At 58.0% G+C, this 20,900-nt stretch carries 18 protein-coding genes and 6 tRNA genes; 12 read left to right on the top strand and 12 right to left on the bottom strand.

The genetic code is table 11. The features are described 5' to 3' along the window. The first annotated feature begins 34 nt into the window (after positions 1–34). The 7 genes from AB5Z02_RS17765 (at position 35) to AB5Z02_RS17735 (ending at position 2,417) form a co-directional block, all read left to right on the top strand. Complete coding sequence (locus AB5Z02_RS17765) at positions 35–241, top strand: YaeP family protein (protein WP_005336882.1); 207 nt, start codon at positions 35–37, stop codon at positions 239–241. 149 nt (positions 242–390) lie between these two features. Then, the gene (locus tag AB5Z02_RS17760) at positions 391–1,770 is read left to right on the top strand and encodes an MATE family efflux transporter (protein WP_005360967.1); all 1,380 of its coding nucleotides are present in this window, start codon (positions 391–393) and stop codon (positions 1,768–1,770) included. A gap of 159 nt (positions 1,771–1,929) precedes the next feature. Next, positions 1,930–2,006, top strand: a tRNA-Val gene (locus AB5Z02_RS17755). 13 nt (positions 2,007–2,019) lie between these two features. Continuing rightward, a tRNA-Val gene (locus tag AB5Z02_RS17750) sits at positions 2,020–2,096 on the top strand. Positions 2,097–2,114: 18 nt separating this feature from the next. After that, positions 2,115–2,191, top strand: a tRNA-Val gene (locus AB5Z02_RS17745). Between the two features lie 34 nt (positions 2,192–2,225). Then, positions 2,226–2,302, top strand: a tRNA-Val gene (locus tag AB5Z02_RS17740). A 38-nt stretch (positions 2,303–2,340) separates the two neighbouring features. Next, positions 2,341–2,417: transfer RNA gene (locus tag AB5Z02_RS17735), tRNA-Val, on the top strand. A gap of 171 nt (positions 2,418–2,588) precedes the next feature. Here AB5Z02_RS17735 and AB5Z02_RS17730 read toward each other — a convergent pair. The 6 genes from AB5Z02_RS17730 to fadR all read right to left on the bottom strand — a co-directional run bounded on the left by AB5Z02_RS17730 (position 2,589) and on the right by fadR (position 8,110). Then, positions 2,589–4,424 carry a sigma 54-interacting transcriptional regulator gene (locus AB5Z02_RS17730; RefSeq protein ID WP_368216567.1) on the bottom strand — a complete coding sequence of 612 codons (1,836 nt, stop codon included), beginning with the start codon at positions 4,422–4,424 and terminating at the stop codon, positions 2,589–2,591. 283 nt (positions 4,425–4,707) lie between these two features. Further along, positions 4,708–5,172, bottom strand: coding sequence for a hypothetical protein (locus AB5Z02_RS17725; RefSeq protein WP_368216566.1), 465 nt, complete (start codon positions 5,170–5,172; stop codon positions 4,708–4,710). 175 nt (positions 5,173–5,347) lie between these two features. Then, entirely contained in the window at positions 5,348–6,232 is an 885-nt protein-coding gene (locus AB5Z02_RS17720; protein ID WP_139462790.1) for an AEC family transporter, read from the bottom strand. Positions 6,233–6,244: 12 nt separating this feature from the next. Continuing rightward, positions 6,245–6,802, bottom strand: a complete 558-nt coding sequence (locus AB5Z02_RS17715; RefSeq protein ID WP_368216565.1) for a YaeQ family protein — start codon at positions 6,800–6,802, stop codon at positions 6,245–6,247. Between the two features lie 188 nt (positions 6,803–6,990). After that, on the bottom strand, positions 6,991–7,131 hold the full coding sequence (locus AB5Z02_RS17710; RefSeq protein WP_005345965.1) for a TIGR02808 family protein: 141 nt from the start codon (positions 7,129–7,131) through the stop codon (positions 6,991–6,993). A 265-nt stretch (positions 7,132–7,396) separates the two neighbouring features. Further along, positions 7,397–8,110, bottom strand: a complete 714-nt coding sequence (fadR, locus tag AB5Z02_RS17705; protein WP_026034983.1) for a fatty acid metabolism transcriptional regulator FadR — start codon at positions 8,108–8,110, stop codon at positions 7,397–7,399. A 333-nt stretch (positions 8,111–8,443) separates the two neighbouring features. Between fadR and nhaB the strand changes: the two genes are divergently transcribed. Then, a complete protein-coding gene (gene nhaB, locus AB5Z02_RS17700; protein WP_064338053.1) occupies positions 8,444–10,024 on the top strand; it encodes a Na(+)/H(+) antiporter NhaB in 1,581 nt (526 codons plus the stop codon). A gap of 98 nt (positions 10,025–10,122) precedes the next feature. Beyond that, a complete protein-coding gene (gene dsbB, locus AB5Z02_RS17695; protein WP_005336895.1) occupies positions 10,123–10,644 on the top strand; it encodes a disulfide bond formation protein DsbB in 522 nt (173 codons plus the stop codon). Between the two features lie 79 nt (positions 10,645–10,723). Here dsbB and AB5Z02_RS17690 read toward each other — a convergent pair whose 3' ends face one another. The 3 genes from AB5Z02_RS17690 to uvrB all read right to left on the bottom strand — a co-directional run bounded on the left by AB5Z02_RS17690 (position 10,724) and on the right by uvrB (position 13,817). Further along, entirely contained in the window at positions 10,724–11,371 is a 648-nt protein-coding gene (locus AB5Z02_RS17690; protein ID WP_047437729.1) for a DedA family protein, read from the bottom strand. A gap of 179 nt (positions 11,372–11,550) precedes the next feature. Further along, on the bottom strand, positions 11,551–11,808 hold the full coding sequence (locus tag AB5Z02_RS17685) for a YkvA family protein (RefSeq protein ID WP_100653657.1): 258 nt from the start codon (positions 11,806–11,808) through the stop codon (positions 11,551–11,553). Further along, positions 11,805–13,817 (bottom strand): excinuclease ABC subunit UvrB, encoded by a 2,013-nt coding sequence (uvrB, locus tag AB5Z02_RS17680; RefSeq protein WP_128815309.1) that lies wholly within the window; start codon positions 13,815–13,817, stop codon positions 11,805–11,807. Before uvrB ends, AB5Z02_RS17685 begins: the two co-directional genes overlap by 4 nt. Positions 13,818–13,950: 133 nt before the next feature. On the opposite strand from uvrB, the gene AB5Z02_RS17675 reads away from it, so the two are divergent. Continuing rightward, positions 13,951–14,026 (top strand) — tRNA-Asn (locus tag AB5Z02_RS17675). Positions 14,027–14,497: 471 nt separating this feature from the next. On the opposite strand, the gene AB5Z02_RS17670 is transcribed toward AB5Z02_RS17675, so the two are convergent. Next, on the bottom strand, positions 14,498–14,662 hold the full coding sequence (locus tag AB5Z02_RS17670; RefSeq protein WP_368216564.1) for a hypothetical protein: 165 nt from the start codon (positions 14,660–14,662) through the stop codon (positions 14,498–14,500). A gap of 137 nt (positions 14,663–14,799) precedes the next feature. Between AB5Z02_RS17670 and AB5Z02_RS17665 the strand changes: the two genes are divergently transcribed. Next, a complete protein-coding gene (locus tag AB5Z02_RS17665; protein ID WP_019445829.1) occupies positions 14,800–16,485 on the top strand; it encodes an aspartate:alanine antiporter in 1,686 nt (561 codons plus the stop codon). Positions 16,486–16,816: 331 nt separating this feature from the next. Here AB5Z02_RS17665 and fabB read toward each other — a convergent pair whose 3' ends face one another. Beyond that, a complete protein-coding gene (gene fabB / locus AB5Z02_RS17660; protein ID WP_100645761.1) occupies positions 16,817–18,028 on the bottom strand; it encodes a beta-ketoacyl-ACP synthase I in 1,212 nt (403 codons plus the stop codon). Positions 18,029–18,118: 90 nt separating this feature from the next. Here fabB and mnmC point away from each other — a divergent pair, with 90 nt between their 5' ends. Further along, positions 18,119–20,137, top strand: coding sequence for a bifunctional tRNA (5-methylaminomethyl-2-thiouridine)(34)-methyltransferase MnmD/FAD-dependent 5-carboxymethylaminomethyl-2-thiouridine(34) oxidoreductase MnmC (gene mnmC / locus AB5Z02_RS17655; protein WP_368216563.1), 2,019 nt, complete (start codon positions 18,119–18,121; stop codon positions 20,135–20,137). 121 nt (positions 20,138–20,258) lie between these two features. Here mnmC and AB5Z02_RS17650 read toward each other — a convergent pair whose 3' ends face one another. Then, positions 20,259–20,855: a DUF922 domain-containing protein gene (locus AB5Z02_RS17650; RefSeq protein ID WP_368216562.1), complete on the bottom strand. Its 597-nt coding sequence runs from the start codon at positions 20,853–20,855 to the stop codon at positions 20,259–20,261. Positions 20,856–20,900 lie beyond the last annotated feature (45 nt).

Below are 20,900 nucleotides of genomic sequence, written 5' to 3'. Positions count from 1 at the left end.
TTTGCTCGCCTTTTTACTTTCAAGGAAGCAAATCATGATGGTTTATGAGTGCTGTGAAGCGATCCGTATCGCCTATAACCAGATTGGCTCCGGCGAGCAGGGCTATGTGCCAAACGCCATCGCCGCTACTATCCGCGCCCTCAACGCGGTCGCCGCCGATGAGCGGGTACCCGCCGAGCTGCGTGAACAGGCTGCCTATGCTGCCGCCAACCTGCTGATCAGCGATCACGAAGACGCCTGATCCTGCCCCTTGGGGTGGCAACTATTTCGTCCTGGCTGAATTTCAGGCTAGAATGCCTCCCCCACCCTTTGCACTTTCGTCCGAAAGTGCAAAGGCTCTTCCCGATTTCCGCTCTTTTTTACTCTTATCTGATCCACTCGGAGGTGTCAGTGCAACGTTATTGGTCCGAGGCGAAGCAGCTCGTCCGTCTAGCCAGCCCCATTCTGGTCGCCCAGGTCGCCCAGGTCGCCATGAACTTCGTCGATACCGTGATGGCGGGTCAGGTGAGTGCGGTCGATCTGGCCGCCGTGTCGGTGGCGTCCAGCTTCTGGCTACCGGTGATCCTGCTGGTGCAGGGGATCATCATGGCGCTCACCCCCATCGTCTCCCAGCTCAATGGTGCCCGTAAACGGGAGGCAATCCGTCCGGCAGTTCATCAGGGCTTCTGGCTGGCACTGATCGTCACCCCGCTGGCGATGATTGCGCTTTATTACAGCCCGCTGGCGTTGCAGTTCATGGATGTGGAGCCGGTGATGGCGGCCAAGACCACTGGTTATCTGCACGCCATCCTGTGGGGTCTGCCCGCGTTCGTGCTGTTCCAGGTGCTGCGCAACTTCAGTGAGGGGCTCTCCCACACCATGCCTACCATGGTGATCGGCTTTGTCGGGCTGGCGGTCAATATTCCCGCCAACTACATCTTCATTCACGGCCACTTCGGCATGCCGAAACTGGGCGGGGTGGGTTGTGGCGTGGCCACGGCCATCGTGCTGTGGGCCATGCTGCTGGCGATGATCCTCTATGTGAAGCTCTCCCGTCACTTCACCGAGATCCGGCTCTTCTCCCAGCTGGCTCGCCCCAACGGCAGCCGGATCTGGCGCTTGTTCCGCTTAGGGTTCCCCATCGCCATGGCGATCTTCTGCGAGGTGACCCTGTTTACCGTGGTGGCCCTGATGCTGGCCCCCTTCGGCGCCGAAACGGTGGCGAGCCACCAGATTGCGCTCAACTTCTCCAGCCTGGTCTTTATGCTGCCCCTCTCCATCGGGGTGGGTGTCACCATCCGGGTCGGTCACAGCATCGGCGAAGGGCAACCCCATCACGCCCGGGTGGCGGCTCGCACCGGCTTGATGCTGGGGATGGCCATCGCTGCTGCCACTGCCGCCATGACGGTGCTGCTGCGCGAGCAGATCGCCTCCATCTATACCGATGATCAGCAGGTGATCGTCCTGGCGGCCATCTTGCTGTTCTTCGCCGCCATCTATCAAATCTCCGACTCGGTGCAGGTGGTCGCGGCCGCCGCGCTGCGCGGTTACAAGGATACCCAGGCGATTTTCTACGTCACCATCGTCGCCTACTGGGGACTGGGGCTGCCCACCGGCATGATCCTGGGTCTGACCGACTGGCTGGTGCCGCGGATGGGGCCGCAGGGCTTCTGGATCGGCTTTATCGTCGGCCTCACCAGTGCGGCCCTGATGCTGGGGGCGAGATTGCGCTACATCTATGGCCGCTTTGCCACTCCGGAAGCCTGCACTACCCTGTCGCGATCTCAGTAACAGGGCTTGGCAAGCGACAACTCGCCTGCAAAATCAACAGGCTGCGCAAGAACTGGGCAAACAGTCTCCTTTGTGCATATGGCCTGTTGACAGCCTTGGGGGGCATGGGTAGTATGCCGACCACGTCAGCAGCGCTGGCGTAGTGAAGTGATAGAAAGTGGGTTTATAGCTCAGTTGGTTAGAGCACTACCTTGACATGGTAGGGGTCGTTGGTTCGAATCCAATTAAACCCACCACTTTTTCTGTGATGCGTCCTTAGCTCAGCTGGTTAGAGCACCACCTTGACATGGTGGGGGTCGGTGGTTCGAATCCACTAGGACGCACCATTACAGAACACTGATTATGCGTCCTTAGCTCAGCTGGTTAGAGCATCACCTTGACATGGTGGGGGTCGGTGGTTCGAATCCACTAGGACGCACCATTGAGTTTAAATACTTTGCAGTTATTCCAGATGTGGGTTTATAGCTCAGTTGGTTAGAGCACTACCTTGACATGGTAGGGGTCGTTGGTTCGAATCCAATTAAACCCACCACTTCTGCATAAAGAAATAAAAGCCGCATTGCGCACCCTGCGTCCTTAGCTCAGCTGGTTAGAGCATCACCTTGACATGGTGGGGGTCGGTGGTTCGAATCCACTAGGACGCACCAGATTATAAAAAGTCCGCTCATCGAGCGGGCTTTTTGCATTCTGCCATTTAGTCACTCCCCTGCCCCGCCAATCCGTTCAGCACAATTCGGCAATGACGCAGAGCCTTGTTCGCATAAAAAAACCCGTGTCATCCGATAAATGACACGGGCCGGATAGATGCTGCCAGATCTTCAGCTCTGCACGGCGATCTCGTACTTCTTTATCTTGCGATAGAGGGTGGCAATCCCAATCCCCAGCGCCTGTGCGGCCAGTTTTTTGTTGCCGAGCCGCTGCAGGGTCTCTTCTATCATCTGTTTTTCCATGCTCTCAAGGCCACTCTCACCCGGTACGGGTTCAGGCAGTTTCTCCGGCGTGGCGGCGAGCGGAGCAGTGGCAGGCACATTGAACGCCGCATCCAGATTGGTCACCGGGATCGACTGGGCGGTGACGAGATGGGGCTCCTGATTGCGGATGATATTGGGGGGCAGCAGACTGGCGTCAATCACCTCGCCCGCCTGGCTGACGTTGACCAGATATTCGATGAGGTTGCTGAGCTCACGCACGTTGCCCGGCCAGCGATACCCCTTGAGCAGCGCCATCACCTCGGGCGCCAGACCGGGATAGACGATGCCGATGCGGCTGGTGTGCAGGTTGAGGAAGTAGTGGGTCAGCAGCTCCACGTCCCCTTCCCGCTCCCGCAGCGGCGGCAGGTTGAGGGGGATGACGTTGATGCGATAGAAGAGATCCTCGCGAAACTTCCCTTCGGCGATGTATTGATCGAGATGCTGGTGGGTGGCGGCGATGATGCGAATATCCACCGGCACCGGTCGGCTGGCCCCGATGGGGGTCACCTCCCGCAGCTCCAGCACCCGCAGCAGCTTGGCCTGCATGGTAAGCGGCATGTCGCCAATCTCGTCAAGGAACAGGGTGCCCTGATGGGCTGCCTGGATCAGGCCCTGCTTGCCACCGCTGGAGGCACCGGTAAAGGAGCCCTTCACATAGCCAAACAGCTCGCTCTCCAGCAGTTGTTCGGGAATGGCGGCACAGTTGATGGCGATAAAGGGCTTGTCCTGCCGCGGACTCAGGCGATGGACGGCGCGTGCCACCACCTCTTTACCGGTGCCGCTCTCGCCACAAATCAGCACGCTGGAGGGACTCTGGGCGATGCGGTGCAGCAGTCGTTTGAGGGTGCGCATCGGCTTGCTCTCGCCGATCAGCTGATCGATCCGCACATCCGGATCCGGCTCCTGAACCTGACCGGAGTGGGACTGGTGAAAGGCCATCAGAAAGAGCTGCTGGCCCTGCACATGGTGTAGCTGGCCGATGATCAGCTCCTGACGACCTTCAAAGGTGATGATGTGCTGAAGATGACCACTCAGCCCCTGTTGGGAGAAAGTGAGCGGGCGGATCCCCACTTCGCGCCCCTGCAGCTGTTCCTGCTGGCAACCCAGATGATGGAGTGCCGCCTCGTTGGCGTAGAGCAGTTGACTCTTGTCATCGAGCAGCAGGCAACCCTGATCCATGTTGGTCATCAGATTGAGGAACACCTTGTTGACCCCGTCCGACAGCCCGCGCGAATCGAGCAACTTGGCCACAAAGATGGTGGAGATATGGCGCACATAGTCGCACACATCCTGAAGATTGTTGTTGAGGCGCGCCTGCTGCTCGTCGCTGAAGGCCACCAGACTGATCACCCCGATACAGCGCTCGTCCACCATGATGGGCACCCCGAGGAAGGCGCGCTCACGGCAGCTCTCCTTGCAGGTACAACCGTCACACACCGGATCATCGCTGGTGTGGGTAACGATCTTCTCCCTTTGGTTATCAATCACATAGCGCAGCAGACGGGAATCCCCCTCCAGCTGACGTCCGAAGAATTTGCCATAGGGCCCGGTGCCAGCCACCCGAACCATATCGGCATCCACAATCTCGACCTCAAGCTGCAGCACACTCGCCAGCATCTTGGCAAAGCGCAAGATGGTCGGCTGGATCTGCATCAACAGACACTGGTTGCTCACGGATCTCATCCATCATTCCTTTTTGTTCTTGTTATCTTCCCCCTAAAGGGAGTCATGCTGGCCAGATACTAAGGGATATCAGGGGGAACTACTTCGGGGGGGATCACGAAAAGGGAAAATGCTCCGCATCCTCCGCGACTTCAGAGGTATAGATAAAATTCAATAAAAACATAAAGATGAAAACACATGCAGCAAGATAAACCACTCGGAACAGCCAAGCCTGCTGATCCGCAAAGTCCATCGACAGATCATGCTAAATGTGAGGAAAACAACCACTGAAATGGCATTTGGCTCACGCGCCACGTACCTGTTTCAAGACTTGGCACTCATGGTCGAAATCCGCTTTATCTTGCGGCTGAATGTAACTTTGCCAGCGGGCAAACAGCTCGGCCGTCGGATAACGATGCAGACGAATACCGGTGCGATAGAGTTTGGGAAAAAGTGGGTCTGGCTGGGATCTCACGACCAGACCGCGCAGCATCTCGCCAGAGGGAATGGTAATCACCAGCTCATCCCCCTCTTTCAACCGTATGGCCCCAAGAATGCCGATGCCGCCGATGGCTATGTCTCGCACCACCACATAGGGCACCGGATTGAGCAACTCCAGAAACCAGTTGCGACGGCGACATTCCGCCTTGTAACCACCGCCACTAAGGATAAAACGGCGGTGTCTGCGCCAGTCATAACCGGTAGGCAATGCCGGGTCATAGCGCGATTTTGCCTGCCCCACAGGATCAGATTGCTCACTTGTGCCCATCCGGTTTCCCTCACTGGCATTGGTTAAACAGTGTCAGTCAGCTCTTTTTCATACTATAGCTGTCGCCGTTAGCCCTGGGGCTCAGGGCCGGATACGGGGACGACAGATGTATCACGGAGGCAATGATTTGGTACGAACCGTTTCCACGAGAAGAGCCGCAGCGATGCAATCTGACTTAGCCAGGCAGATGAAGTGCCAGCCAGACCGCCAGCGGGATCACCAACACGGAGAGGGCATTGCCGCCGAGCACGATACTGGCCACCTTGTCAGGCTGGCAGTGATACTGCTCGCAGAGCATGTAATTCAACACCGCAGGGGGCAAGGAAACCGACAACATCAACAGCGGGATCCACTCCGTCTTAAGGGGCAACAGCCAGATCGCCAGCAGCAGCGACAATCCCCCCGCCAGCAGATAGAGCAGGTTGCACTTGAGCGCGAGGCCCAGGTGATCGAGCTCTCCCTCCATCAGGCGAATACCCAGCGCAAAGAGCATCAGGGGCACCGAGATCTGGCCGAGTAGCGAGGCCGTGGTCACCACATATTCCGGCAGCGCAATGTGCAGGTTGGCCACCAGCAAACCGGCCAGCGCGGCCCACAGTACCGGGCTGCGCAGCCACAGCCAGCGGGAGGTATTGGCCGAGAGGATAAACATGCCGACCGAAAAGTGCAGCAGATTGGAGAGCACAAAGAGGATCACGATGGCCCCCAGTTGCTGCTCGCCAAACGCCAGCACCATCAAGGGGATACCGAGATTGCCGGTATTTCGGAACATGGCGGGCAAGATCAGCGCTGCCCGCTCAATTCCTTTGAGTTTGAGCAGCGCGAGCAGCAGACCGGGTAACAGAATAACCAGCGCCCCCGCCGCAATCAGCGGCATATGCTCCGCCAGTGCCAGCGGATACTTGACCAGCGCGGAGAAGACCAGCGCAGGGGTAAACAGCTCGATATTGGCCCGATTGACGTAACCGAGCGCAGCCCCCGGTCGCAATCGCCCGTAGAGTGCACCGAGCCCGACCACACCGAACACCGGAATGACGATATTGAGCAGGGCGCTGAACATGGGCGGCGTCCGTTACAGTTCGCGGGCCGGCTTGCCCATCAGCGCCACCGGATCCAGCGTCACTTCCAGTGCTCCGTTACTGACCCAGAGTTGACCATCGGAGATAGTGCAGGTGAGCTGCATGGTACGCTCGACCATGGCGGTCAGCGGCAGAGTCTGGCTGTCGGAGAGTTCGATGATGCTGAGGTTGTCATGCTGGCTCAGCTTGCCCTGGTTCTGCTTCCACCAAACGCTGGTGCCACGACCACCGTAGAGATAGAGCACCACCTGACGGGCGCGGTTACAGGCCTTTTTCAGCCGTTTTTCATCGGGTTGGCCCAGCTCGATCCAGAGCTCTATTTCGTCCGAGTAGTTCTTGCACCAGAGCTCGGGTTCGTCATCGGCGCTCAATCCCTTGGTGAATTCCAGTCGCTCGGCAGCGTGCCAGGCAAAGGCCGCCAGCCGGATCATCATCCGCTCATCGGTTTCGGAGGGGTGACGCGCCAGCGTGAGGGAGAAGTCCTGATACAGATTGCGATCCATATCAGACAAACTGATCTGGGCCTTGAATACGGTTGCCTTGAGAGCCATAGAAAACCTTGAACCCCTGATAAGAGAAGGGTGAGTGGGAAATACGGGCGCCAGTGTAATCAAAATCGGCGGCAGGTTCGACCATCCTGACCAAAGATTTCCCCTTCCCCGCCGGGATAAGTGCTTTAAAAGACACAAAAAACAAATGCCAGTCCGAAGACTGGCATTTGGCGGCATGGAGAAGCGACTCACTTCTCGGCGGACTGTACCCCGAACGCATTCAGCAGCATGCAACAGGTCACTGCCACCGCCACGAATCCGCTCAGAAAGATAAAGGGCATGGCCCCGTATCCCAGTACTGTCCAGATGGTGTGTTCAAGAAGACTCATTGTTGTGTCCTTCATCCGGTGAAAGGTGTGTTCCTTCTGGCGGATATTGGCTCCGCTCTTGATGCCTCCATTTGACCTCAATCAGCGGTTGGGTCCTATGCCACCAAAGTGATAAATGCAGGGTTCATTTGCGCTGGATCAAGCTTTTTGGCCAAATATCCATGCAGTTCAAGCAATTACCATCACCAATCTAGGATAGACACAAACACGGCAGAATAAAAAAACGCGCCGGATGGCGCGTTTCTTGGACTGCACAGGCAAGGGATCAGTTGTCGCACAGATCGCTTGGCATGTCCTGACGCAGGCGGGTCCACAGCTTGCCGGACTCGATACCGTACTGACGCACCGTCATGAACACGGCTTCGTGGTTCTTGGTCTCCGCCAGATTGAGCAGAGTCTTGTAGTAGGCATCTGCGGTCTCGCGGGCCTGCTTGTCGGAGAAGTAGTAGCTGCCAACCCGGCTGTACAACCCTTTGAAACCGTTCAGGATCAAAGCGTAGATCGGATTGCCGGAAGCAAACGCCAGCTGGTGGTGCAGGCGATAATCGAACTCGGCATAAGCCTGTGCGTTGTTCTCGACCCCATCGGCGCCACGCAGGATCTCGGCGGCCTGTTCCGGATTGTGACGGATCGCCCCGCGGATAAAGATGGTGCAGATATGGGTACGGGCGGAGAGCAGCTGAGCTATCAGATCAGGTACCTTGTCCTGATCCAGACGGGCCAACGTCTCCAGAATATTGAGGCCGGAGGTTTCCCAGAAATTGTTCACCTTGGTCGGCTTGCCATGCTGTATGGTCAACCAGCCATCACGGGCCAGTCGCTGCAGCACTTCGCGCAAGGTGGTCCGCGTCACCCCGATCAACTCGGATAATTCACGCTCGGCGGGCAGAATAGATCCGGGAGGAAAGCGATTGTTCCAGATGGACTCGATGATGTATTCCTCGGCAAACCCAGCTGGGCTCTGCGCTTTTATAACCATGAATTGACTCTGTTGTAATGCGTAAAAAGGCTGACGAATGATATCAAAGCGATGATGGCTGGCAAGCATAAGGTCAGTCCTCTGCTCACATATGGCAAATATAGTGTTGGGAATATGTATCTAATCGCCAGGAGGGAGCCAGCCAACCCCGACAAGGTGGTTATAAAACAGACACATGGGCAGAGATCCATCGGCTATCATTTATAATCGTCACGCTTTTTGATTAAAATCACGAGGAATCAGACAGATAAAGGCCAACATCCGGAGGCACAGGTCGAATCATCCTTGACTGCATAGAAGCAGATCCTAACAACAAAGTTGAGACCCATTATCATGCCAATAAGCCTAGGGCAGGCATTCGCCAAGAACTTCTTGGGCAATGCACCACAGTGGTATAAAAGCGCCATCTTGCTATTTCTGGTGATCAATCCGATTGCCTTCCACCTTGATCCTTTCATTGCGGGCTGGTTACTGGTCGTTGAGTTTATCTTCACCCTCGCCATGGCCCTCAAATGCTACCCCCTGCAACCGGGTGGTCTGCTCGCGATCGAAGCCGTGCTGATCGGCATGACCTCCGCCGATCAGGTCAAACACGAGCTGGTCGCCAATATCGAAGTGCTGTTGTTGCTGGTGTTCATGGTGGCCGGCATCTATTTCATGAAGCAGCTGCTGCTCTATGTCTTCACCAAGCTGCTGATCGGCGTACGCTCCAAGATCCTGCTCTCCCTCTCCTTCTGTCTGGTCTCCGCCTTCCTGTCGGCTTTTCTCGATGCCCTGACCGTGATTGCCGTGGTGATCAGCGTCGCCACCGGCTTTTACGCTATCTATCACAAGGTCTCGTCCGGCAAGGAGTTTGGTCACAGCCATGACCATACCGATGACAAGGAAGTCGCCGAGCTCAATCGCCAGGATCTCGACGATTTTCGCGCCTTCCTGCGCAGCCTGATGATGCATGCCGCCATCGGTACCGCGCTGGGTGGTGTCTGCACCCTGGTGGGCGAGCCGCAAAACCTCATCATTGGTGAGCAGGCCAGCTGGAACTTCGCCGAATTTGCCATTCGTATGTCCCCCGTCACCGTCCCCGTCTTTATCTGCGGTCTGCTGACCTGCGTGCTGGTGGAGCAGTTCCGCTGGTTTGGCTATGGCGCCCGCCTGCCGGACACGGTGCGAGCCATCATGGAGGAGTACAACCGCTACGAAGAGGCAAAACGCAGCCCGCAAGACAAGGCCAAGCTGATCGTTCAGGCGTTGATTGCGGTCTGGCTAATCGTCGGTCTGGCCATGCACCTGGCAGCCGTTGGTCTAATTGGCCTCTCGGTCATTGTGCTGGCCACCTCCCTGACCGGGATCACCGAGGAGCACTCGCTGGGTAAAGCCTTCCAGGAGGCACTCCCCTTCACCGCCCTGCTGGCGGTCTTCTTCAGCGTAGTCGCCGTCATCATCGATCAGCAGCTGTTCAAGCCGGTGATCCAGCTGGTACTGGCAGCAAAACCGGAGAACCAGCTGGCCCTCTTCTATCTGGCCAACGGGGTGCTCTCCATGGTCAGTGACAACGTCTTTGTCGGCACTGTCTACATCAATGAGGTGAAGACGGCCATGCTCAATGGTGCCATCGACCGCGCCCAGTTCGATCTGCTGGCGGTAGCCATCAACACAGGTACCAACCTGCCGTCGGTCGCCACTCCCAATGGTCAGGCCGCTTTCCTGTTTATGCTCACTTCGGCATTGGCGCCGCTGCTGCGTCTCTCCTATGGCCGCATGGTCTGGATGGCGCTGCCCTACACATTGGTGCTGGGGCTGATCGGCTTTTTCTCTGTCGAATTGCTGCTTGGTCCTGCCACCGAGTGGTTCTATCAGCACGGATGGCTGGTGATGGAGAGTGCGCTGCCAGCGGTACAGCCGGCGCTGCATTAATCCATTGAGATGGTTTCCGAGGGCCCTTTCAGGGCCCTTTTCTTTTCGGTTCCGCTCTGCTCTAATTCAGCCACTGTTTTTTCTGAGAGATCAATGAGATGATCGAGTTTCTCCGCCGTATCGCCGCCCATCGGCTGGCCTGGGGCTTGTTGGCAGCATCAGCCCTGTTCCTCGAGTTGTGTGCCCTCTTCTTCCAGCATGTGCTGGGCCTCTCCCCGTGCGTGATGTGTGTTTACGAACGGTTGGCGACCCTGGGTGTGTTGGCCGCTGGTCTGCTCGGCATGGTGGCGCCGGATAAGTGGTATGTTCGCTGGAGTGCCATGTTGCTGTGGGGCTACAGTGCCTTCCGTGGCTTCCAGCTGGCCCTCAAGCATGTGGACTATCAGGTTAACCCCTCCCCGTTCAACGTCTGCAGCCCGTTTGCCGACTTCCCGAGCTGGGCTCCGCTCGATCAGTGGCTCCCCTGGCTCTTTATGCCAGAAGGGGATTGTGCCCAGATCACCTGGCAGTTCTTCGGTTACTCCATGCCCCAGTGGCTGGTCGTCATCTTCGCCGCTTACCTGTTGGTCTTCACCGTAGTGGCCATCGGCAATCTGGTGAAAGGGCGCTGCTGCAACTGATCATCATGCCCGCGTGGAGATAAAAAGGGGGGAGCCATGATGGCTCCCCCTTTCTCGTTATGGCTGACCCTATTTCTGGTTACGCCCTGGCAGTACCCATCTTGGCCTTGACCGCGCCAATTACCATGGGCAACAGGGAGATACCGATGATGCCGAAGATCAGCAGGGTAAAGTTGTGACGCACCACCGGCAGATTGCCAAAGAAGTGGCCGGCATAAACGAAGGAGAGTACCCACAGCAAGCCGCCAACCAGGTTGAACGCCAGGAAGCGCGGATAGGTCATGGCACCCATCCCTGCAACGAACGGCGCAAAGGTACGCACGATGGGCAGGAAGCGGGTGATGATGATGGTCTTGCCACCATGCTTGGCATAGAAGGCGTGGGTCTTCTCCAGATAATCCCGGCGGAAGATTTTGGAGTCCGGGTTGCGGAACAGCTGCTCGCCGAAGAAGTGACCAATGGTGTAGTTGACCACGTTGCCCAGCACGGCAGCGATGATCAGCACGGCCGCCAGGGTATGGACGTCCAGCACGCTGCCCACGGTAAGCGCACCGGCGGCAAACAGCAGGGAGTCACCCGGCAGGAACGGCGTCACTACCAAGCCGGTTTCACAGAAGATGATGAGAAACAGGATGGCGTAAACCCAGACGCCATAGTTCTCGAACAGCTCTTTCAAATGCACGTCTACGTGCAGAATAAAGTCGATTGCAAAGAGGATCAGATCCATTTTTTCCATACCCATAAAGTGAACGGCGTGGAGTCTACGCCAATGCCATCCGGGCGACAATCACCGGGCCAGCCTCTTTTTCATCCCGCAGCGCCCACCTTCAAATGAAACCGTTTTTCCGCTTCCTTCGAGGGTGGGAGCACAAAGAGAGATGCCGAGCGTGGTGTTGAAAAGGTGAACTAGGAGACCTGTTCCAGCTCGCTGCGCACTGCGGGGGGCAAACAACGCTCCCAGCCCCATAGCAACACCAGCAGCAGGGTCACATCATCGAACCATCCCAGCAAGGGCACCACGTCAGGGATAAGATCCACCGGACTGATGCCATAGAGCAGGATAAGGATCACCAGTCCCCTCGCCCACCAAGGGGTACCGGGATGGCGAAAGCCCTGATAGAGACGACGAAGTCGTTGCCAAATCAACCAGCGTTTGCGGCTCATGACTCGATCAACTCGCTGCGCAACTGCTGGATCTGATCCCGTAGTGCCGCCGCCTGTTCGAACTCCAGATCCCGGGCATGTTGGAACATCTGCTCCTCCATCCGCTTGATCTCTTTGGCAATCTCGCTGGCAGAGCGGACATGGTATTCCCCTTGCGGCTCGGCTGCCTTGCGCATCCCCTTGCCTGGTTTGCCTGCCGTGCGGCTGCCCCCCATGTCCATCACATCGCCAATGGATTTGTTGAGCCCTTTGGGGGTGATCCCATGCTTGAGGTTATGGGCATGCTGCACGGCGCGGCGCCGCTCGGTCTCCTCAATGGCTACCTTCATCGAGTTGGTGATGGTATCGCCGTAGAGAATGACCTTGCCGTTGAGGTTACGCGCCGCCCGGCCGATGGTCTGGATCAGCGAGCGGGTCGAGCGCAGGAAGCCCTCTTTATCCGCATCCAGAATCGCCACCAGCGACACCTCCGGCATGTCGAGGCCTTCCCGCAGCAGGTTGATACCCACCAGCACATCGAACTTGCCAAGGCGCAGATCGCGGATGATCTCCACCCGTTCGACCGTATCAATATCGGAGTGGAGGTAGCGCACCTTGACGTCGTGCTCCGCCAGATACTCGGTCAAGTCTTCCGCCATCCGCTTGGTCAGGGTCGTGACCAGCACCCGCTCCTCGACGGCGACCCGCTTGCGGATCTCGGAAAGGAGATCGTCCACCTGAGTGGTCACAGGACGCACCTCGATCTCCGGATCGAGCAGGCCGGTTGGGCGCACCACCTGCTGCACCACATCGCCGCCGGACTTCTCCAGCTCGTAGGGGCCGGGAGTCGCCGAGACAAACACCGTCTGCGGCATCAGCGCTTCAAATTCGTCGAACTTGAGTGGCCGGTTGTCCAGCGCCGAGGGGAGCCGGAAGCCGTACTCCACCAGGGTCTCCTTGCGGGAGCGGTCCCCTTTGAACATGGCGCCAATCTGCGGCACCGTGACGTGGGATTCATCGATGATGAGCAAACCATCCCCCGGCAGGTAGTCAAACAGGGTGGGCGGCGGCTCCCCCGGCGCACGGCCGGAAAGGTAGCGGCTGTAGTTCTCGATGCCGGAGCAGTAACCCAGCTCCTGCATCATCTCCATGTCGAACTGGGTACGCTGGCTGATGCGCTGCTCTTCAACCAGCTTGTTGAGGGACAACAGCTGCTCGCGGCGGCTGCGCAGCTCCTCCTTGATATGCTCGATAGCCCCCAGAATGGTCTCGCGCGGGGTGGCGTAGTGGGTCTTGGGGTAGATGGTGTAGCGCACTACCGTCTGCTCGATGGCGCCGGTCAGGGGATCGAACTGGGAAAGGCGCTCCACCTCCTCATCAAACAGCTCTACCCGCAGGGCCAGCTTGTCCGATTCGGCAGGGTAGATGTCGATGACTTCACCGCGCACCCGGAAAGTACCGCGCTGGAACGCCATGTCGTTGCGGGTGTACTGCAGCTCGGCGAGGCGACGCAGGATATCCCGCTGGTTGATCACATCCCCCACTTTGAGATGCAGCATCATGCTCAGATAAGCTTGGGGATCCCCCAAACCATAGATGGCTGACACCGAAGCAACGATCACCACGTCGCGCCGCTCCAGCAGCGCCTTGGTGGCCGACAATCGCATCTGCTCGATGTGATCGTTGATCGAGGCATCCTTCTCTATAAAGGTGTCGGTGGTCGGCACATAGGCTTCGGGCTGGTAGTAGTCGTAGTAGGAGACGAAATACTCCACCGCGTTGTCGGGGAAGAACTCCTTCATCTCGCCATAGAGCTGGGCGGCCAAGGTCTTGTTGGGAGCCAGGATCATGGTCGGGCGGTTCAGGGTGGCGATAACGTTGGCCATGGTGAAGGTCTTGCCCGAACCGGTCACCCCGAGCAGGGTCTGATGGGCCAGCCCTGACTCGATGCCATCCAGCAGTTGGGCAATCGCCGTGGGCTGATCCCCGGCGGGTTGAAACTGGCTGGCTAACTTGAACAATTTGCTCATGAACACTCCCGACACAAAACAGCAGAGGAGCAGTGTAACCGAGGGTTTGGCAGCGGTACACCCGTGCCATCATCCCGCGAATGGCTTGACCGCCCCGGACACCTTCTGTATGATGCTCCTCCTTGCCTGATGTTCCCCCGTAGTTCAGTCGGTAGAACGGCGGACTGTTAATCCGTATGTCACTGGTTCAAGTCCAGTCGGGGGAGCCAATTCCTCACCATCTCGGTGCAAGTTATCCACTTTAGTGCCCTCTCCTGCCAATTTTAATGCACAAGATCCTTCTTGCTGCTGACGCTCCCTTTTGTTACCCGTTCCGGCTCGACAGAGTTTTCTCCTGTTGCATCTAACTATTTGATTTTTATACAAACATTTTTCTTCCGGTATTTTTTGAACAGCCCTTGCATTCCAGTGCTGGCGCGGCTTTCAGGGCGATGAACAAGTTTCATGAACAGGGTTATCCACAGATTCTGTGGGTAAGTGCAGCTAGCCCTGTCAGGACGCGGGATTGCCCTTGATGGCCCCCGGCAAAGAGTCATTTTGCTGGCCAACCTGATTTTATGCTGTTTTTTTGCTCCCTCCGGAACCACCTAGTGACAGGCTCTATTGGCACTTTTCAGAAGCATCTTTTTGCCAACCCATGCCCCGTGGGCGAGCGGGTAAATATCAAGCTGATTTGCCCCTCAGCCAACCATGGTGACCATCGGTTGAATCTGCTGAAACTGATCCCCGCCAAGCGACCGGACAGCAGAATCTAAAATATCGGCCTGCGCCAGAGCACTTCGGTCGCGGGCAGCAGATTTCACTAATTGACAACGACGGTTACAGCAAAAATTGCCAGATTTCATCCGCTTGTCTCCCTATCACGCCGCCGGTTCCACAAATAGCGTCCGATAACGTCCGATTAATCGATCCCTTGCGCTTCTTTATTGGGGATAGATCCGGCACAATATCGACCCCACTTTTTTCCTCGGTTTTTCCGGGCATGACCATAGATTTCGTGACACTGCTACATCAAAGCGACTCCCTGCTGCTGTTCGTGGTATTGGCCTTCGGCCTGCTGCTTGGCAAGGTGCGAATTGGCAACTTTCAGATTGGCAACACCATAGGAGTGCTGTTTACCGCCCTGCTGTTCGGCCAGATGGGCTTCGAGTTTACTGCCACCACAGAAAACGTCGGCTTTATGCTGTTCATCTTCTGTGTGGGGATCGAGGCGGGCCCCCACTTCTTCAGCGTCTTCCTGCGCGACGGCATCCACTACATCACCCTGACCCTGGTGATCTTGCTGACCGCCCTGCTGCTGACGGTGGGGCTGGCCAAGTTCTTCAATCTGGGGCCGGGGATGGCGGCGGGGATCCTGGCAGGTTCCCTCACCTCGACCCCCGCGCTGGTAGGTGCCCAGGATGCCTTGCGCAGCGGTCTGCTCAACCTGCCCCATCAGACCGATATGCAGGCGGTGCTCGACAATATGGGCATCGGCTACGCCCTGACCTATCTGGTGGGTCTGGTCGGCCTGATGCTGGTGGTGCGCTACCTCCCCTCGCTGGCTCGCCTCGACCTAAATACCGAGGCACAAAAAATCGCCCGCGAGCGGGGTCTCTCCGACAGCGAGAGTCGCAAGACCTACCTGCCCATCATCCGCGCCTATCGGGTCGGCCCAGAGCTGGCAGCCTGGATTGGCGGCCGTACCCTGCGAGAGACCGGCATCTATCCCCATACCGGTTGCTATGTAGAGCGGATCCGCCGCAACGGCATTCTGGCCAGTCCCGATGGCGATGCCGTCATTCAGGAAGGGGATGAGATCGCTCTGGTGGGCTATCCCGAGAGTCACGAGAAGCTGGACGTCAACTACCGCAACGGTAAAGAGGTGTTTGATCGCAACCTGCTTGACCTGCAGATCGTCACCGAAGAGATCGTGGTAAAGAATGACTCCGTGGTAGGCCGCCATCTGGTGGAGCTCAACCTCACCGAGAAAGGGTGCTTCCTCAACAGGGTGGTGCGCTCCCAGATCGAGATGCCGTTCGATCGCAACATCATGCTGCAAAAAGGCGACGTATTGCAGATCAGCGGCGAGAAGCAACGGGTCAAACTGCTGGCCAACAAGATCGGCTTTATCAGCATCCACAGCCAGACCACGGACCTGGTGGCTTTCACCACCTTCTTTGTGCTTGGCCTGCTGATCGGCTCCGTCTCGCTGGTGTTCGGTCAGATCGAATTTGGCCTCGGCAACGCCGTCGGCCTGCTGCTGGCGGGCATTCTGATGGGTTACCTGCGGGCCAACCACCCGACGGTCGGCTATGTGCCGCCCGGCGCGCTCAGATTGGCCAAGGATCTCGGTCTGGCGGTCTTTATGGTGAGTACGGGCCTGAAAGCCGGTGGCGGCATCCTCGACCACCTCAGCGAGGTGGGTACGGTAGTGCTCTTCTCCGGCATGCTGGTGACCACCTTGCCGGTGCTGGTTGGCTATCTGTTCGGGGTCTGGGTGCTCAAGATGAACCCGGCGCTGCTGCTCGGTGCCATCACAGGTGCCCGTACTTGTGCCCCGGCGATGGATGTGGTCAACGAGGCAGCCAACAGCTCCATTCCGGCGCTCGGCTATGCCGGCACCTATGCGGTGGCCAACGTGATGCTGACCCTGGCGGGCTCCTTTATCATAGGCTTCTGGTTCTAGCCAGTACCATCACATTACCGCTAACAAAGAAGGGAGCCTAAGGCTCCCTTCTTGCTATCTACTCCGCTATAGAGATGTAGAGCAGACTTATGGGGGTGATAACATGCCCCCACCATCTGCGCTGAAATCTGCCACTAACCCACTCTTCCTATTCCACAATGGCCGATGCTCTGCTCTGCTCTGCTCTGCTCTGCTCTGCTCTGCTCTGCTCTGCTCTGCTCTGCTCTGCTCTGCTCTGCTCTGCTCTGCTCTGCTCTGCTCTGCAACGATGATGGCAGCTCCCGAAGACAAAAAAAGCGCCCTGAGGCGCTTTTTTCATATCAACCGGATATCAGCCTTTGAACTTGCTGAACACCAGAGATGCGTTGGTACCGCCAAAGCCGAAGCTGTTAGACATGACAGTATTAAGCTCGGCCGCTTCGTACTCGCGCACGATGGGCAGGCCTTCGGCTTTCTCGTCCAGGGTCTCGATGTTGATGCTGGGGGCGATAAAGCCGTGTTCCATCATCAGCAGGGAGTAGACAGCCTCGTGCACGCCCGCAGCGCCCAGCGCATGACCGGTCATCGCCTTGGTGGCAGAGATCTTGGGACCGTTGGCGCCAAACAGAGTCTGGATAGCTTCCAGCTCTTTGGTATCACCCACCGGAGTGGAGGTGCCGTGGGTGTTGATGTAGTCAACCTTGCCCACACCCTGCATCGCCATCTTCATGCAACGCACCGCACCTTCACCGCTCGGCGCGACCATGTCATAGCCATCGGAGGTAGCACCGTAACCGGTCAGCTCGGCATAGATGTGAGCGCCACGCGCCAGTGCATGTTCCAGCTCTTCGATCACCAGAATGCCGCCGCCACCGGAGATAACGAAACCATCGCGGTTCGCATCATAGGTACGGGACGCTTTTTCCGGCGTGTCGTTGTACTTGGTGGAGAGGGCACCCATGGCGTCAAACTGGATGGTAGAGGACCAGTCCAGCTCTTCACCGCCGCCAGCGAAGACCACATCCTGTTTGCCAAGCTGGATCAGTTCAAGCGCGTGACCGATGCAGTGAGCAGAGGTGGCGCAAGCTGAGCTGATGGAGTAGTTGACACCCTTGATCTGGAACGGGGTCGCGAGGCAAGCAGAGGTGGTGGAAGACATGGTGCGCGGCACCATGTAAGGGCCCACACGCTTGACCCCTTTCTCACGAGCGATGTCCACAGATTCCGAGGTGTTCTTGCCGGAGGCACCACCTGAACCGACCACCAAGCCGGTACGCTCGTTGGAGACCTGATCTTCCGCCAGACCGGCATCTTCAATGGCCTGCTGCATGGAGAGGTAGGCGTAGGCCGCAGCGTCGCCCATGAAACGCATGACTTTACGGTCGATCAGTTCAGACGGATCGAGTTTGATGTTACCCCAGACACGGCTGCGCAGGTTGTGCTGCTCGAACTGCTCGGAATAGGTGATGCCGGATTTACCTGCTTTCAGGGAGGCCAGCACTTCTTCCTTGTTGTTGCCGATACTGGAGATGACGCCGATACCGGTGATCACTGCTCTTCTCATTAATTCATCTCGTCTGGAAAAACTGGCGCCAAGTCTACCCGCTTTCGGCTGCCAAACTGGTCTGCTTTCACGTAGAATGCCCGCGATTTTGTGACGCGAGCCGAGGAAAACGTGAGTCAAACATCCTTACATCATGCCCGATTGGACTGGAATGAAGCGGGAACTCCTGTCTCCAGTGACTTCGGGGATGTGTACTTTTCCAATGATAACGGTCTAAGTGAAACCCGCTACGTCTTTTTGCAGCAAAACCGGCTACCTGCGCGATTTTCGCACCACGATAGTGACAGTTTCGTGATAGGTGAAACAGGTTTCGGCACAGGCCTTAACTTTCTGGCGACAATGCAAGCCTTCCTGGAACAGGCGCCTCAATCCGGCAACGGCTCCCGTCTGCACTTCATCAGTTTCGAGAAATTCCCCCTGACCCGGGACGATCTGCGCAAGGCGTTGGCCTCCTGGCCTGAAATTGGCCACTTGAGTCAGGATCTTGTCGCCCAATGGCCGCTGCCGGTTTCCGGTTGCCACCGCCTTCATTTTGCGGGTGGCCGCATTCGCCTCGATCTCTGGTTTGGCGACATCAAGGATATGCTGCCGCAGGTGCCTCACCGGGCAGAAGGTCTGGTGGACGCCTGGTATCTGGATGGTTTCTCCCCGGCCAAGAACCCGGAGATGTGGACACAGGAGCTGTTTGATGGTCTCGCTCGCCTCGCCCGTCCCGATTGCTCCATCGCCACCTTTACCTGTGCCGGTTTTGTCCGTCGCGGCCTGATTGCCGCCGGTTTTGCCATGAAGAAGGTGAAGGGCCACGGCAGCAAGCGGGAGATGCTGGTGGGGGATCGCACCGACAAGCAGCCGCAGCAGACCATCGCCCCCTGGTATGCCCGTCCTGCCGGACGCACTGGCGAGGTGGTGATCATCGGCGGCGGCATCGCCTCGGCCATGACGGCGCTCTCTCTGGTGGAGCGGGGTCGCAAGGTGACGTTGCTGTGTGCAGATGGCGAACCGGCCACCGGCGCCTCCGGCAACCGCCAGGGCGCGCTCTATCCCCTGCTCAACGGCGAGCACGATGCCCTGTCACGCTTCTATTCGCTCGCCTTTGGCTATGCCCGCCAACGGCTGCTGGCGTTGGCCGAACGCCATCCTATCGCTTTCGAATTATGCGGAGTGACCCAGCTCGGTTATGACGACAAATCGGCAGCCAAGTTGGCGAAAATGAACCAGGGCCCCTTCCCGTCCGAACTGATGCATCCCCTCTCTACAGCAGAGGTAGAGCAAGTGGTTGGCCTGCCCTGCGGCCACAGCGGCGTCAGTTACCCACTGGGGGGCTGGCTCTGTCCGGCCGATCTCACCCACGCCGCTATCAAAGAAGCACAAGCCAGCGGCCTGCTGGAGGTCGTGTTCAAGACCGAGGTAGTCGCCATTTCCGAGCAGGCCGATGGCTGGCAAGTAGAAAGCCAGGATGGCCGCCACTGGCAGGCCCCCAATCTGGTGGTCGCTGCCGGTCACCAGTTGCCAACATTGCTCCCCTTTGCCGAGCTGCCCCTCTATCCGGTGCGCGGTCAGGTGAGCCATGTGCCGACCACGGCCAGCTTGAGTCAGCTCAACACAGTGCTCTGCTACGATGGCTACCTCACGCCCATGCACAACGATCAACACTGCATCGGCGCCAGTTATGGCCGCAACCAGAGCAGCCTTGAGTTTCGAGCCGAGGAGCAAATCCAGAATCAGGTGCGGTTGCAAGCCTGCCTGCCGGAGCAAACCTGGCCCGCCGAAGTGGATGTGAGCGGCAACGAGGCGCGCGTAGGGGTGCGTTGTGCCAGTCGGGATCACCTGCCGGTGGTGGGGCCAGTGGCCAGATTGCAAGGTCTGGCGGATCACTATGCGCAGCTGCAGCATGATCAGCACAACGCCCAGCCGCTCCCCCTTCACCCCGGCCTCTATGTGCTGGGGGCACTCGGCTCGCGGGGCCTCTGCTCGGCACCGCTCTGTGGTGAGCTGCTCGCCAGCGAGATCTGCGGCGATCCCCTGCCGCTGGCCGCCGATCTGCTGGAAGCGCTCCACCCTGCCCGTTACTGGGTACGCAAGCTGCTCAAGGGCAAGGCGCTAGTCTGAACCGGACTCTGCAAACAAATAGAATGGCCGCCGATCAGGCGGCCATTCTATTTATCAAATCCAGGCGGCCATTCTATTTATCAAATCGTGCGATGCTGGATATTGCGTCTTGAGATAGCGCTCACTTGGGCCAGTGCACCCCAAGCTGTTCGCCGTAACCTGTCTGACGCTGGAATCCGTTGAGCCGTCCCTTGATCTTGTTCAGCTCGCCACTGCCCGCAGCCCACGCGGCATAGCGCAGCGCCTGGCAATCTGCATGACCGGGTAATCCCGCAATCGCACCGCCCACCTGATTGGCCCCTTGCAGCACCATCTCCTTGAAGCGGGATTCGTAGTCAAACATGCTGGAGAGCAGCCGCCCCCAGCGCTGGCGGGCAGGCTCGTTACTGTTAGCACTCTGACGCCAGCGGGGCAGCAGCACGGTGGCGTTGGTGGTCACCGTCACCCGGTTGAGCTGGCAGCGCCCCGGCAACTGCTCGGTATCCAGCTGCCAGTCCACCTGATAACTCGCCTTGCCGAGCACGGGCTTGCCATTCACCTTGGGAGCACTCTGGGCAATCGCCCGGGCGAGCTGCTCCGGACTGGTTGCATTGACCTCATAAAAACGGACATTGATGCGGGACTCTGGCACCACTTGCGGCCGGCTCGGCTGAGCCTGACTCATCAGGGGCAGCAACAACAACCCGACCCCCACTACTCCATAAACCTTGCTGACCATGCCAGACTACCTTCCTTGATTGCACGGGCGGAGTACCAACCTTGG

This window comes from Aeromonas sp. R2-3 (genome assembly GCF_040908375.1).
GTDB classification, from domain to species: Bacteria; Pseudomonadota; Gammaproteobacteria; order Enterobacterales; family Aeromonadaceae; genus Aeromonas; species Aeromonas veronii.
This window is presented reverse-complemented; position numbering and strand designations above follow the sequence as displayed.